Raw genomic sequence first — 13,484 nt, 5'->3', positions numbered from 1 at the left:
TAAATTAGAACGCCCAGTTTCCATTCAGGAAGACAGGTTCTTCAGTTCCATCAGCAGTTATCCCGTAAATGTTCATCTCAGCTGACCCGATCATGAAATCTACATGGGTTACACTATTGTTGAGGCCATGCTCAATTAACTGCTCTGGATTCATGTCTTTACCGCCTTCTAAACAGAAGGCATAAGCCATACCTATAGCAAGGTGATTAGAAGCATTTTCGTCAAACAATGTGTTGTAATAAAGAATGTTGGATTCAGAAATAGGGGATTTATGAGGAACCAAGGCAACTTCCCCTAAGTATTTCGCTCCTTCATCCATACTAATGAGGTGCTCTAGCGCTTCTTGACCTTGCTCAGCAGTAACACTTATAATACGGCCGTTCTCAAAGCTAATAGAGAAGCCATCGATGATGTTGCCGCCATGACTAAGTGGCTTTGTGCTTCTTACAGTGCCATTAACACCAGTCTTTAGTGGTGCAGTGAAGACTTCTTCGGTAGGCATATTGGCTACAAAAGAATGACCTTTTGCATTAATGCTGTCTCCTTGTGCCCAGATATGGCCTTCAGGAAGCTCGATGCTAAGGTCAGTGCCAGGTGCTATGTAATGCAGCTTTTTATATTTTTTTGCATTGAGTACATTTGCTTTTTGTTCTAAGGTGTCGAGATGCTCCTGCCATGCAGCTACTGGATCTTCACGGTCAAGACGCACGGTGTGGAAAATGGCTTCCCAGAGTTTATCTACACGTTCTTCGGCTGGAACCTCAGGGAACACTTTATCCGCCCAAGCTTGACAAGGAACAGCTACAATACTCCAGCTAACTTTGTCGGACATTTGCATTTCACGATATTTGGTGAGGGCAGCTCCACGTACTTTTTGGAAATTGGAGATACGTACTGGATCAATGCCTTTAAGTGCATCAGGATCTTCAGCGATCACGTTAAGGATAGCCGCACCTTTTTCGGCGAATTCAGTCATTTCACCTGCGTACCAAGTAGGAGGCTGAGTAAATACCTCAGGCGCAGCGTGTTCAAACTGTTGGCGTGTAATGCTCGCATCACTCCAGTTCACCTTAACTAAACTTGCTCCGATGGCATATGCCTTAGCGGTAATTAGACGTACGAAATCAGCGGCAAGAATCGGTGCATTCACCACTAGAATTTGCCCGGGTTGAACATTAACACCTATTTGTACAGCTAAATCTGCATATTTACTAAGCTTAGCCTGAAAATCAGTCATTGTAATTTCCTCCATTTACTAATAGTTTATTACTTTACAAGCATTGTACTAAATTATTAACCGCCGGATGAAAAAAGTCAATTACGTGGAATTTACAGAGCAAAGAGAAGGAATTACAATCATTTCAATGATATACTGAAAGGGTAGCTGATTTGATGATAGGAAGGAAGATAAGTGGATGAATTTAGAGATCGTAAATGCTGAAATGAGCCGTAAAGAAGATAAAAGTTATGTAGGGAGGACTGTATTCACTCTCGAAAATCATAAGGCTCCATATGAAATTACTTTCTTCAGTACAAGAGGAACGGAATGGGATTACAGTTTAAGCTTTGCGGGTGAGCCTGGGAGCGAGGAACAGTTCTTAGAAACGGATGCATTGCTGGAGAATAACGATGATGTGTACAATCAGTTGCTGGATGCTGCACTTGATCAACAAGAAATCGTGGAAGAATAATACTTTTATTGATATGACGCCAGCGGCATTATCTGGTAGCCGCTGGCCATATCATGACTATCCAATCGTTATCTTACCTTCTGGGTAACGATACAGTTCTTTACTACCTTTTGGTTTCAAAGCATAAGCAAGTGTAAGTGGTCCGGTCCGGCCCATAAACATCAGGATAATCACTAGAACCTTTCCTGCCGTAGTCAGTTCCGGAGTAAGGCCCATAGATAAGCCTGAGGTTCCAAAAGCAGATACAGCTTCAAAAAGTACAGTTAGAAATTCAGCGCTCTCGGTCAAGGATAATAACATCGTAGCGATGACAAGCAGCATAAGAGACATTAATGTGATGGTAAGGGCTCTATATACATTTTCTTTAGCGATCCGGTGGCGAAACATTACAATATCTTCTTTCCCCCGTAATCGTGCAGCTACCGCAGTAACCAGTACGGCGAATGTAGTGATCTTAATTCCTCCACCCGTCGACCCAGGTGCAGCTCCGATAAACATCAATAGAATCATCAGAAATTGTGTGGATTGCCGTAAAAGTGGAACTTCAATGGTGGTGACACCACCAGATCGCGGAGTTACCGCTTGTAAAAAGGTCGCCCAAAACTTTCCGCTTGCACTCAAGGGCTTCAGCGTAGAATTATACTCCAGTAAGAAAAACAGCCCCGCACCAATAATAATCAATATAAGAGAAGTCCAAAGAACAACCTTTGAATGAAGAGTGAGTCTTCTGCGTTTAGGAAAGTCCATAAGATCAGACAGAACGATAAAACCAATCCCTCCAAGAAATATAAGGCTCATTGAGGTGAAGTTAACAATGGGATCATTTACAAAACGAGTAAGTCCGCTAAAAGGCCCATGAATATCACCGAAGAGATCAAAGCCTGCATTATTAAAGATAGATATACTGTGAAAAATCCCATAATATGCTGCTTTCCCAAAGGGCATATCCATCATAAACCTTCCAGCAAACAACACGGCACCCGACAGCTGAATAACAAGAGAATAGATCAGGACCCTACGGATTAAGAGTACAATCCCCTGCATCGAATTTTGGTTCATAGATTCTTGCAAAAGGATTCGCTCTTTCAAGGATATCCGTTTATTAAGGACCAAGGTAATCAAAGTAGCCATCGTTACAAAGCCCAGGCCTCCAATTTGAAATAAAATAAGCAGAACAACTTGTCCGAAGGTAGTTAGCTGAGTTCCCGTATCAATGACTGCAAGACCTGTAACACATGTGGCTGAAGTCGCCATAAACAAGGCATCGATAAAGGATATTTGTCCGGATGTTGAGGAGACCGGGAGACTAAGCAGAAAAGTCCCGGCAGTGATAAGGATTAAGAATCCTAGTGATAAAACTTTGGGCGGGGTCATTTTAAAACCACCGAAGTTCAGGTTAGCCAATGTAATTCTCCTGACGTACGTGATATTGGAGTAATGCTCACAGAATTATAACACAACTTACCAGCCCTTCCCTAAATGGAGGGAGGTAATTGACATATTTTATCGAATTATTCTAGAATAACACCCTATCCGTCAACTTTAAAGAGGAGGCTTTCTTAATGATGATAAGTCCGATTCTGAATCAGATTGGTGCTGTTTTTATTCCGGTAAAGGATATTGAGAAATCTAAACAATGGTATTGCCAATTGCTTGGACTGCCACTAGATGGAGAGGTATTATTCGGCCATTTATATGTAGTCCCTATGCAGGGACCGGGCATCGTTTTGGACAGTAAGATTTACACCGCTGAATCTGTTCTAAACATCCCTTCGTTTCATCTAAACACCGAGGACATTGATGCTGCTTATGATTATGTAAAGGCCAACGGAGGAGAGATTTTGACGGATATCGAACATGATCATTGGTTTAATTTTAAAGATCCCGATGGAAATGTGATTATGGTCTGTCGTTGTTAAGCGTTATATAGAAGGGAGTAGACGAATGATAAGAGAAGCTGTGCCCAAAGACGCTATCAATATTGAAGAACTATACCGGATTTTGCTGCCTGAGCATCCAGCTATCTATGTATCCCCTGAGCGACTGAAGCAGATAGCAGATCATCCGGATAGTTTTCTTTATGTGTATGAAGAACAAGGAATAATTGTCGGGTCGTTACATCTTCATTTTTGTATGGATGCTTTGTGTGACGATAGGCCCTTTGCTGTTATAGAAAGAGTTATTGTGGCTGAAAAAGTACGAGGAAAAGGGTATGGCGCAATGCTAATGAGACATGCCGAGAATGTAGCAATCTCCAAGGGAGCCCTTAAGATTATGTTATCAAGTGCTGCAAAGAGAGAAGAAGCGCATCGTTTTTACGAGCATCTAGGTTATGATGGCAGCTCCAGCAAGTTGTTCAAGAAGTATTTATAGTTATTTACGATTGGAAGTGATGATATGATGGTCACACTTAGAGAGCTGGTGCCGGAGGATGCAGGTGAATTGCTTCGACTTCAGCATCAGTTAGACCAGGAGTCCAAATTTATGTTATTGGAACCGGATGAAAGACAAGCTAGTCTTTGTCAGGTCAAAGAAATGCTCGAAAGCTTTCTGGCAGGGAAAACTTCAATTCTTATAGGGGCAGAGGTTGACAATCATTTGGCAGGTTACTTGTCTGTTAGAGGTGGAAGTGTTAGACGCAATAGACATAGCGCGTACATAGTGATCGGGATTCAGAAACAATATCAGGGGAAAGGGATTGGAGCTGGCCTGTTCCGTGAGATGGACATCTGGGCTATGAACAATGGGATTGTTCGTCTTGAGTTATCCGTCATGACCCATAATCAAGCTGCTTTGGCGCTATATATCAAGAACGGGTTTGAAATCGAAGGGACGAAGCGGAAATCTCTTATTATCGATGGTGAGTGGGTGGACGAATATTATATGAGCAAAATTCTCCCAAAAGAAAAAAGGATAGAGGATCAGATTTAATCTGATGACCCTATCCTTTTTTTTATGAATAAAGGTTATGATTTCGTAATTTATGATGATTCAGTGTTGCTTGATTGTTCGATAACAACTTCAACCTTGCGGACACGGTATCTGTTCATCTCGCGGATGGTCAATGTTACATGGTCACGAACAATACTTTTGCCAATGGCTGGATCGGTAATATGACTGTATACCCAACCTCCAACTGTGGTCACTTCTTCATCTTCGAAATCAAGCCCTGTAAGATCCTTGACCTCTAACAGAGATACCTTACCATCGAACAGATAGTTAGTATCGCTTATTTTTTCGACTTCTCTGCGTTCATCACCGTCAAACTCGTCACGGATTTCACCAACGATTTCTTCCAAAATATCTTCAATCGTGATGAGACCGGATGTTCCACCATATTCATCAAGCAGCAAGGCAATATGCACACGCTCCAACTGCATACGAGTTAGAAGATTCTTGACCGGTGTCACCTCAGATACTGTCAGTACGGGTTGAATTAAGCTGTGGAAATCAAAATCAGGATTGTTATCATACTGCAAATAGAGCTGTTTTGTATTGATCATCCCGATAATATTATCCTTGCTGCCTTGTGCCACAGGGAAACGAGTATATTGCTCCTTGCGGATAATTTCGAAATTTTCTTTCAACGAATGATTGGTAAAAAGACATACCATATCGGTTCGCGGAACCATGATTTCTTTGGCGAGCATCTCATCAAAAGTAAAGATTCGGTTAACATAGCCATATTCGGCTTTATTGATTTTCCCGCTTTCGTAACTCTCGGACAAGATCAAACGAATCTCATCTTCACTATGCGCGTCTCCATGCTCACTAGCTGGTTTCATCCCGAAAAGACGAACAAGCATATTAGCGGAACCGTTCATGAACCAAATGAGAGGGTACAAAATTCTGTAGAACCAAATAATCAGCGGTGAAGTAATTTGACCGATTTTTTCCGGAATGTTTATAGCTGCCGTCTTCGGAGCAAGTTCTCCGACAACGACGTGTAAGAATGTTGCAATGATGAATGCGAGTAAAAACGCAAGAGGGTGACTCACACTAGAACTGATATTGGCCCAGTCGAAAATAGGAAGCAATAACTGTTCGAATGCAGGCTCTGCCAGTGCACCAATACCCAGCGCAGTGATAGTAATCCCGAGCTGACAAGCGGATAAATAGCCATCGAGATTAGCGGATACCTTCTGTACTGCTAAGGCATTCTTCTTTCCGTCAAGCACCATTTGACTGATCTGGCTACCTCTAAGTCTCACCAATGCAAATTCTGTTGCTACAAAAAAAGCGGTTAAAATAATCAAAATAACCACCAACGTCAAACTAAGTCCTATACCCATATAATCTTTACCATCCCTTTCGTTCCTAAAATAGGTTATACTCATTATTATGAGTTCTTATGAACTATTCTACGAACTTTTCAGTAAAATATCAAATGGTGGAGGGAAACAGATATGGAATCATTTGCATTGACTCGTGTGGAGATGTCCAGTCTACTGCTCTCATTGACCGGATTGTCAGACCGGAAACCGCTGAATATCCTCCAAGAGGCATGGGCAAAGTTTCACCGTGAAGAATTACAAAAGGGGACTTCGTTACCCGCTTTTTTATCAACCAATGTTCCACCCATATTACAAAAGATCATTAAAGGCGGCCATGTAAAAGGCTTTTCACTTGGTGAAATTGCTTCATTGGGCCATCTTATAGAGTATTCCACATTGACCGTCACAGCTATGCAAAATTGGGTCAAGCGCGACTTCAAGGAATATCTCGGTTCGCCTAAAGAAGGAAAGAAATATTCGGTTAATCAGGCGGCGCTTTTGTTTATTATTGATGATCTCAAATCAGCCCTTAACTTTGAAAGTATTCGCCAATTGTTCCAGCTAATGTTCCTAAAGCCGGATCGCGATGATGATGATCTAATTGAACCGGCCAAGCTGTATTACGCATATGCAGGGCTTTTTGAGGAGATCAAAAGCAATCCATCGATTCAGACGCAATGTAAAGTAGATCAAGTGTTGCACAAGGAGTTCTCTTGGAAAGAAGATACCTCGTTAAAAAGCTCTATAGATCGTGTAATTAACCGGCTGACACATTTGTCGAGAGCGCAGAGAGAATCCGTTCGTAATATGCTGCTTATCGCCACAATTTCTGTGCAGACCTGTTATTTTCAATCGCTGGCTAGGCAATACTTTAATGCTGCTTTATTTCTTGATTTTTGAGCACTTCAATTTTAAAATGTATAAGTGAAACAATCAAAAGTAAGTTTTATTAGTTAGCAGGTTGAAATAAGGGGGCTTCGAAGTGAATCAAATGACACTGCTGCGGAATCCGAAACAAAGGAAATTACTCTTCAGCGCTGGCTTGAGCTGGATGTTCGATGCGATGGACGTCGGAATGATTTCTTTTGTTGTAGCAGCTTTAGCTAAGGATTGGAATCTGGGACCGGAGCAGATCGGTATATTGACTAGTATTAATTCCGTCGGTATGGCAGTAGGTGCTGCAGCGGCAGGAATATTAGCAGACCGCTTTGGTCGTAAACCGGTATTGCTGTGGACACTCCTTATTTTCTCGGCGGCAAGCGGATTATCTGCATTTGCAACAGGCTTTGCGATCCTCTGTGTGCTTCGTTTTATTGCTGGGTTTGGCCTTGGCGGAGAGCTGCCTGTCGCTTCTACCTTGGTCTCAGAGAGCATGCCTGCTCAGGAGAGAGGCCGTGCGGTTGTGCTTTTGGAGAGCTTTTGGGCAGTCGGTTGGATTGCATCTGCATTAATCGCGTTCTTCATTATCCCTGATTATGGCTGGCGTATAGCTTTCGGAATTGGGGCTGTACCTGCACTCTACGCTTTATATCTAAGACGGGCGATTGATGATTCACCGAAATTTGCTGAGATTAAAAAGGCACCCGTTTCCTTAAAGAAACGAATCGCTACCGTATGGTCGCCAGAATATCGCCGTTCTACAATTATGTTGTGGATTTTATGGTTTACGGTGGTGTTCTCGTATTATGGCATGTTTCTATGGCTGCCTACAGTTATGGTACTTAAAGGCTTCAGCTTGGTCAAAAGCTTCGAGTATGTGCTTATTATGACGCTCGCTCAGCTGCCTGGGTATTTTACTGCCGCTTACTTTATTGAAAAGTTCGGACGTAAATTTGTCCTAGTCATCTATATGCTGTTCACTGCGGTTAGCGCTGCATGGTTCGGAAATGCGACTACTGAAGGAATGCTGATGGCTGCCGGAATTTGTTTATCCTTCTTCAATCTTGGCGCTTGGGGTGGCATGTACGCTTATACGCCAGAGCTGTACCCAACGGCTATTCGTTCCACAGGTGCTGGTTTAGCAACGTCCTTTGGCCGGATTGGGGGCATTATCGCACCTTTGCTGGTAGGGGTTCTAGTAGGTAAATCTATGGCGATTGGCTCGATCTTTATGTTATTTTTTGTAACAATTATTATCGGTGCATTAGCGGTATTGTTCCTTGGCAAAGAAACAAAGGGTACCGAGCTTCTCTAAAGTGTGATTCTGCATTACATACTTGATGTTAATCTATCAACAGTGCTAAAATATCAAGAAGAAACGATGTTGTCGTCCTGTATGGACGACCACTACTATTACGTAAGAACAAAACGGTTCCTTCACAGTTGTGAACAGGACCGTTTTTTTACATTAATCCTTATTTATAAGGACGGAGCGATCGCACATGAGTAATGATAGGAAGCAGCCGCATTTCACAGAATTAGTCTGGGAAAGTACGGAACAAAATGTACCGATTCCGCCGCGAAATTCCCCTGAACCTGCGCTGCCTAAGTCATCTTCTAAGAATAATGGCAAAACAAATTCCACCCCTGAACCTTCATTACAGCTGCAGCTTTGGGATACAGAGATGGAAACGCCGGAGCCTGTGACTACCACCGAAGGGCAGTTCGTAACAAGAGCGAAGGAATTGGTTGATAAAACTGAGGATTCAGCGCTATTTGTTCCTTTTAAGAGTTACTGGCCTACATATGGCCATATGACAGGCACGCAAAGCAGATGGTATTTTTATTGGCGGAATGAAGTTAGACAAGGCAGATATCTGAAAACAGATCTTTCTTATATTTTTCTGCATGTATATGAGCTTATTAATGGCGTGGGGTGGACTGATCCTTATGATGGCTATAGGCAGCTAAATCAGATGTGGGAAGCTTACCGGGAAAGTTATAAACGCTTGGATCAATATCTTGGCGGCTGGATCGCGGACTTCTCTTTTGTACATCACTTGGATGTCCCGCTTTCTATCATTGTGGCTCGTTCACGTGGTTTTGCAGGAGATCTGGCGGAACTTGAATTAATGAGAGGCTTGACCGCAGCGCCTGAGCAACTAACCTTTGCAGTATTAACGGCAATGTCGGACTATGATATTAGTAAATCCAAGTTCTACATCGGAGAAGGCAAAGAAGCTCTTGAACAATACATTCCGCAGGTCGTGGCGTTAATCAATGCTTATGTCACCCGAAAACACGGCTCCAATCTAGTTGAAATGTTTCCACCTGGACCAGCGGTGATGCGGGAGCGTTATTTATTCCGAAGTGCCGTATATGACATTTCATTATATGGCTATTCTGTTCTTATACCGGTTGTACGTATTAGTAAATCTCCACCACTTCGCAGTCTGATTACCAGGCTATTTCGTCTGACTGAGAATAAACTACGGGAACTGATGGGCTACCGCGGACGACTTAAAGGTGTTAATGTGGATGCCGATATGGACGATTTGATCACTCGTTTTCTAAAGCGTGAGTACCTTAAAGAGACGCAGGAAGACAAGGGGCCGGCAGTCGTCATAGATCCGGAGAAGCTAGAACGCCTGCAAAGTGATTCTGAAATTGTACGGACGATGCTTACGGTTGAGAATATGGACGAGCAGGAAGATTACGAGGATAGCGAGATCGATGTAACTATCGATGAAATCGGTCCAATAAAAGACAGCAAGGAAGAATTGTTGCCTGTAGATGTGATGGAAGAAGCTCAAGTGGTTAACATAGGGTCGGAGGCAGAACAGTTTGCCAATGCTTTAAGTCCACTACAACGGGAAGCACTGTTTGCTCTTTTGGATGAGGATGGAAGTCAATCTATGCTGAAGCTGGCTGCTGCCAATGGCACGATGTCAGAGCTTTTAATTGATGAGATTAATGAAATCGCAATGAATATTCTCGGTGATCTGATCATTGAGGGGGAAGACATTGTTGAGGAATATATCTCTATGCTGCGCAATATTTAATGAGGTGAACTTTGGATGAGTGAATTAAAAATACCTAAACGAATGACAACTGCGCTAGTCAATTCGTTGACGGCTGGTGTTGTTCCGCGTATCGGACTAGAGCATATAGCCGTTGGCCGCCGGCCGGAGATTGAAGCCATATTAAGAGATATGGAGAACATTGCAGAGGGTGGGGCAGCTTTTAAGCTGATTACAGGCAAATTCGGCAGCGGCAAAAGCTTTCTGCTTCAGATGATCCGTAATTACGCTATGGATCGTGATTTTGTAGTAGCAGATGCTGACCTCTCCCCTGAGCGCAGATTAGTGGGAACCAAAGGACAAGGCCTAGCGACTTACCGGGAGCTAATGAGCCATTTATCGACCCGCACACGTCCAGATGGTGGAGCGTTGGAGATCATCCTGCAAAAATGGATTATTACGCTACAGCAGTCCGTGATGCAGGAGAAGGAATATGGACCTGATCACCCTCAGCTTGGTGAAGAAGTAGAGAAGCGAATTTACGCTGTAGCCTCTGAAATGCGTGGTTTGGTACATGGTTTTGATTTTGCCAAAGTACTCGCCTCTTATTGGAATGCACACAAGCTGGCTGATGATGACCAGAAACAGGATTCGCTTCGCTGGTTGCGTGGAGAATTTGCAACTCGGACAGAAGCCCGCAAAGCGCTTGGAGTTGGCGTGATTATTGATGATGATAATTGGTATGACTATATGAAGCTTTGGGCGGAATTTACCGCGGCTATTGGCTATAAAGGTCTGCTGCTGTTTATTGATGAAGGTGTCAATCTCTATAAAATTACGAACAGTATTTCCCGCCAGAGCAACTATGAAAAGCTGCTTACCATGTTCAATGATACGATGCAGGGGAAGGCAGAGAACCTTGGGATTTTTATAGGGGGAACACCGCAATTTGTGGAAGATGGACGGCGCGGATTATTTAGTTATGAGGCACTGCGATCGAGATTGGTTGCAGGCCGGTACGGGGCGGCGGGTCTGAACAATTATACTGGACCTATCATTGCACTGGACATGTTATCACACGAGGAAATTCTGGTACTGCTGCAAAAGCTTAAAGGGATTCACGCCCTACATTATGGTTATGAAGCGCGTTTATCACAGGAACAATTGGTTCATTTTATGGAGGAAGCGGTTGGAAGATTAGGGGCTGAGGAACTCTTGACTCCACGGGAGGTAGTTCGTGATTTCATGGATCTGCTGCATACGCTCCACCAGCATCCGGAGATTACTTTTGAACAGCTAGTGGGCGAAAAAACAGCTAAGCCAGCTGAGACCGAGCAAAATGAACTGGATGGGTTCTTAGCGGAGTTTGAATTATGAGTGATAATCCGTTCTATAGGCTGGCACCCTTCATTAAAGAGTTTATTTATAAGAACCGCTGGGAGACTTTGCGTGAGGCACAGGTGGATGCCTGCCGTGTGCTTTTTGATACCCCGCATCATCTGCTGATTGCCTCAGGTACCGCTTCAGGTAAGACAGAGGCAGCTTTTTTCCCTGCGCTTACTGAGCTGTATGAACGTCCTTCCGGTTCGGTTGGCATTTTGTATATCGCCCCTTTGAAAGCTTTGATCAACGATCAATTTACACGTTTGAATGATTTGCTTCGCGAAGGCAACATTCCGGTGTGGCACTGGCATGGAGATGTACCACAAGCTGATAAAACAAAACTGGTGCAGAATCCTTCAGGCGTGCTGCAAATCACCCCTGAATCGCTTGAAGGATTGTTGATGAACCGCCCGAATGCTATTCCAGCGTTGTTCCATGATCTACGTTTTATTGTCATTGACGAGGTGCATGCCTTTATGGGAGCTGACCGGGGGATCCAGGTGTTAAGCCAGCTGGCGAGAATTTCACGAATGGCGGGATGCCATCCTCGCAGAATCGGTCTATCTGCTACGCTGAGCGACTACGCTTCTGTCACGGAGTGGCTAGCGGCAGGCACACGGGAGAGCGTTGAAGTGTCCGCTCCACAAGGCGGGCGTAAGCTCAGGTTAAGTGTGGAGCATTTCTCTTTCCCGGATGCACGGGATGAGGTGCAGGCGGAGCATTTAGAACGTGCGAAGCAGTCTTATTACGATTTTATTTATGATCATACGCATCTGAAGAAGGCGTTGATCTTCACCAACAGCCGCTCAGATGCGGAGACGGCGACCCTAGAGATGCGGAGAACGGCCGCGAAGCGTGGTGAACGGGATGTGTTTCACGTTCACCATGGCAGCATCTCCGCGATGCTGCGTGAAGAGACGGAAGCCGCGCTGCGGCAAGGCACCGGACCGGCTGTTGCCGCAGCGACGTTGACGCTGGAGCTGGGCATTGATCTGGGCGAGCTGGAGCGAGTGCTACAGGTCGGCGCTCCCTATAGCTGTGCTAGCTTTGTGCAGCGGTTAGGCCGCTCGGGCAGGCGTGGAGACGCTGCATCCGAGATGATCTTTGTCACGCCCGAGGAAGAGGACGAGGAAGCTCAGCTTCCGGCGCGGATGCCGTGGACACTGCTTCGAGCGATAGCGGTTATTGAGCTATATGTGCGCGAGAAATGGGTTGAACCCCTGGTCGTGCGTCAGCTGCCAGTTGGACTGCTATACCATCAGACGATGAGCATTTTGAAAAGTATGGGTGAGGCCGAACCGGATGATTTAAAAGAAGCGGTTCTGAGTTTGCCTTCGTTTAAAACCATAGATCCTACTGATTATGATATTTTCATGACCTATATGTTAGGCATGGGACAAATTGAGAAGATGGACGAAGGCAGCTTGATCATCGGGATGGCGGGAGAGAAGATCGTGAATAACTTCCGCTTCTACGCGGTCTTCAAAGATGATGAAGAGCATGTGGTCTATAACGGAACTGAGGAAATCGGATCGATCACAACGGTTCCACCACCAGGCTACTGTTTTACTCTGGCAGGTAAGCTTTGGAAGGTAGAAGAGGTGGATAATCGCCATAAAGCCGTTTATGTGAAAACCTCACGCGGCAAAGTAGATACGTTGTGGCTTGGTGCGGGTGGGGATGTACATACACGCATCATGAACAAGATCCGTGAAATCTTAGGAGCCACTTCATTGTATCCGTATTTAGCTCCGAGTGCCGCTGCGCGGCTCGAACGAGCTCGTCGTTTAGCGAAGGAAAGCGGAATGCTTGTGCGATCCGTTATGCCGGCGGGTGGAGATTCTATGTTCATTCTGCCCTGGGCGGGCAGTCGACAATTCCGCACGCTGGAGCGCCTTCTGAAGAACAATCTGAAGAGCCCTCTGGGACTGCGTTCTATCGTTCCGATGGAACCTTATTATATGGTTGTTGCGGGTAAAACTGATGCAGAAACGCTGGAAGCAGAGATCATTGCCGAAAGTATGGCTGCCACAGATCCATTATCATTGTTATCACCAGATGAAGCACCCTACCTCGGAAAATACGATGAGTTCATCCCGCATGAGCTGCTGCGCAAAGCTTTTTCCTTGGATGGATTAGATGTCCCGGGTTTGATTGAAGTTTTAAAGCAGTGGCAGTAACCTAATTAACCTTGGGCAGTAAACATCGAAAATACTCTAAATTGCAGACGCCCGCAT

12 protein-coding genes are annotated in these 13,484 nt (G+C 44.5%); 9 read left to right on the top strand and 3 right to left on the bottom strand.

Annotation, left to right across the window (positions count from 1 at the left end; all coding sequences use genetic code 11):
• Positions 1-4: 4 nt before the first annotated feature.
• Positions 5-1,237 carry an aminopeptidase gene (locus tag NSQ66_RS16085; RefSeq protein ID WP_036676902.1) on the bottom strand — a complete coding sequence of 411 codons (1,233 nt, stop codon included), beginning with the start codon at positions 1,235-1,237 and terminating at the stop codon, positions 5-7.
• Positions 1,238-1,415: 178 nt separating this feature from the next.
• On the opposite strand from NSQ66_RS16085, the gene NSQ66_RS16080 reads away from it, so the two are divergent.
• Positions 1,416-1,691 (top strand): hypothetical protein, encoded by a 276-nt coding sequence (locus NSQ66_RS16080; RefSeq protein ID WP_036676904.1) that lies wholly within the window; start codon positions 1,416-1,418, stop codon positions 1,689-1,691.
• Positions 1,692-1,748: 57 nt separating this feature from the next.
• Here the strand turns inward: NSQ66_RS16080 and NSQ66_RS16075 are convergent, their stop codons facing one another.
• Complete coding sequence (locus NSQ66_RS16075) at positions 1,749-3,065, bottom strand: TrkH family potassium uptake protein (RefSeq protein WP_036677378.1); 1,317 nt, start codon at positions 3,063-3,065, stop codon at positions 1,749-1,751.
• 191 nt (positions 3,066-3,256) lie between these two features.
• Between NSQ66_RS16075 and NSQ66_RS16070 the strand changes: the two genes are divergently transcribed.
• The 3 genes from NSQ66_RS16070 to NSQ66_RS16060 are packed head-to-tail and all read left to right on the top strand — an operon-like array spanning position 3,257 to position 4,622.
• Positions 3,257-3,610, top strand: a complete 354-nt coding sequence (locus tag NSQ66_RS16070; RefSeq protein ID WP_036677380.1) for a VOC family protein — start codon at positions 3,257-3,259, stop codon at positions 3,608-3,610.
• A gap of 25 nt (positions 3,611-3,635) precedes the next feature.
• Positions 3,636-4,064, top strand: coding sequence for a GNAT family N-acetyltransferase (locus NSQ66_RS16065; RefSeq protein WP_036676907.1), 429 nt, complete (start codon positions 3,636-3,638; stop codon positions 4,062-4,064).
• Positions 4,065-4,088: 24 nt separating this feature from the next.
• Positions 4,089-4,622, top strand: coding sequence for a GNAT family N-acetyltransferase (locus NSQ66_RS16060; RefSeq protein WP_036676909.1), 534 nt, complete (start codon positions 4,089-4,091; stop codon positions 4,620-4,622).
• Between the two features lie 50 nt (positions 4,623-4,672).
• On the opposite strand, the gene NSQ66_RS16055 is transcribed toward NSQ66_RS16060, so the two are convergent.
• The gene (locus NSQ66_RS16055) at positions 4,673-5,983 is read right to left on the bottom strand and encodes a hemolysin family protein (RefSeq protein ID WP_036676912.1); all 1,311 of its coding nucleotides are present in this window, start codon (positions 5,981-5,983) and stop codon (positions 4,673-4,675) included.
• 114 nt (positions 5,984-6,097) lie between these two features.
• Here NSQ66_RS16055 and NSQ66_RS16050 point away from each other — a divergent pair, with 114 nt between their 5' ends.
• From NSQ66_RS16050 to NSQ66_RS16030, 5 genes are all read left to right on the top strand, one after another.
• Positions 6,098-6,865: a DUF1836 domain-containing protein gene (locus NSQ66_RS16050; protein WP_036676915.1), complete on the top strand. Its 768-nt coding sequence runs from the start codon at positions 6,098-6,100 to the stop codon at positions 6,863-6,865.
• An 82-nt stretch (positions 6,866-6,947) separates the two neighbouring features.
• Entirely contained in the window at positions 6,948-8,159 is a 1,212-nt protein-coding gene (locus NSQ66_RS16045) for an MFS transporter (RefSeq protein ID WP_094900681.1), read from the top strand.
• Positions 8,160-8,346: 187 nt separating this feature from the next.
• Positions 8,347-9,906, top strand: coding sequence for a TerB N-terminal domain-containing protein (locus tag NSQ66_RS16040; protein ID WP_339279312.1), 1,560 nt, complete (start codon positions 8,347-8,349; stop codon positions 9,904-9,906).
• A gap of 15 nt (positions 9,907-9,921) precedes the next feature.
• Positions 9,922-11,241, top strand: coding sequence for an ATP-binding protein (locus NSQ66_RS16035; protein WP_036676916.1), 1,320 nt, complete (start codon positions 9,922-9,924; stop codon positions 11,239-11,241).
• A complete protein-coding gene (locus NSQ66_RS16030; protein ID WP_036676919.1) occupies positions 11,238-13,427 on the top strand; it encodes a DEAD/DEAH box helicase in 2,190 nt (729 codons plus the stop codon). Before NSQ66_RS16035 ends, NSQ66_RS16030 begins: the two co-directional genes overlap by 4 nt.
• The last annotated feature ends 57 nt before the right edge of the window (positions 13,428-13,484 follow it).

Origin of the sequence: Paenibacillus sp. FSL H3-0329 (genome assembly GCF_037963285.1) — a bacterium.
GTDB classification, from domain to species: Bacteria; Bacillota; Bacilli; order Paenibacillales; family Paenibacillaceae; genus Paenibacillus_AQ; species Paenibacillus_AQ odorifer.
This window is presented reverse-complemented; position numbering and strand designations above follow the sequence as displayed.

Bases quoted from the DNA above. Each gene is read 5' to 3' on its own strand.
- NSQ66_RS16085 (WP_036676902.1), bottom strand. From the start codon at position 1,237: ATGACTGATTTTCAGGCTAAGCTTAGTAAATATGCAGATTTAGCTGTA.
- NSQ66_RS16080 (WP_036676904.1), top strand. From the start codon at position 1,416: ATGAATTTAGAGATCGTAAATGCTGAAATGAGCCGTAAAGAAGATAAA.
- NSQ66_RS16075 (WP_036677378.1), bottom strand. From the start codon at position 3,065: ATGACCCCGCCCAAAGTTTTATCACTAGGATTCTTAATCCTTATCACT.
- NSQ66_RS16070 (WP_036677380.1), top strand. From the start codon at position 3,257: ATGATAAGTCCGATTCTGAATCAGATTGGTGCTGTTTTTATTCCGGTA.
- NSQ66_RS16065 (WP_036676907.1), top strand. From the start codon at position 3,636: ATGATAAGAGAAGCTGTGCCCAAAGACGCTATCAATATTGAAGAACTA.
- NSQ66_RS16060 (WP_036676909.1), top strand. From the start codon at position 4,089: ATGATGGTCACACTTAGAGAGCTGGTGCCGGAGGATGCAGGTGAATTG.
- NSQ66_RS16055 (WP_036676912.1), bottom strand. From the start codon at position 5,983: ATGGGTATAGGACTTAGTTTGACGTTGGTGGTTATTTTGATTATTTTA.
- NSQ66_RS16050 (WP_036676915.1), top strand. From the start codon at position 6,098: ATGGAATCATTTGCATTGACTCGTGTGGAGATGTCCAGTCTACTGCTC.
- NSQ66_RS16040 (WP_339279312.1), top strand. From the start codon at position 8,347: ATGAGTAATGATAGGAAGCAGCCGCATTTCACAGAATTAGTCTGGGAA.
- NSQ66_RS16035 (WP_036676916.1), top strand. From the start codon at position 9,922: ATGAGTGAATTAAAAATACCTAAACGAATGACAACTGCGCTAGTCAAT.
- NSQ66_RS16030 (WP_036676919.1), top strand. From the start codon at position 11,238: ATGAGTGATAATCCGTTCTATAGGCTGGCACCCTTCATTAAAGAGTTT.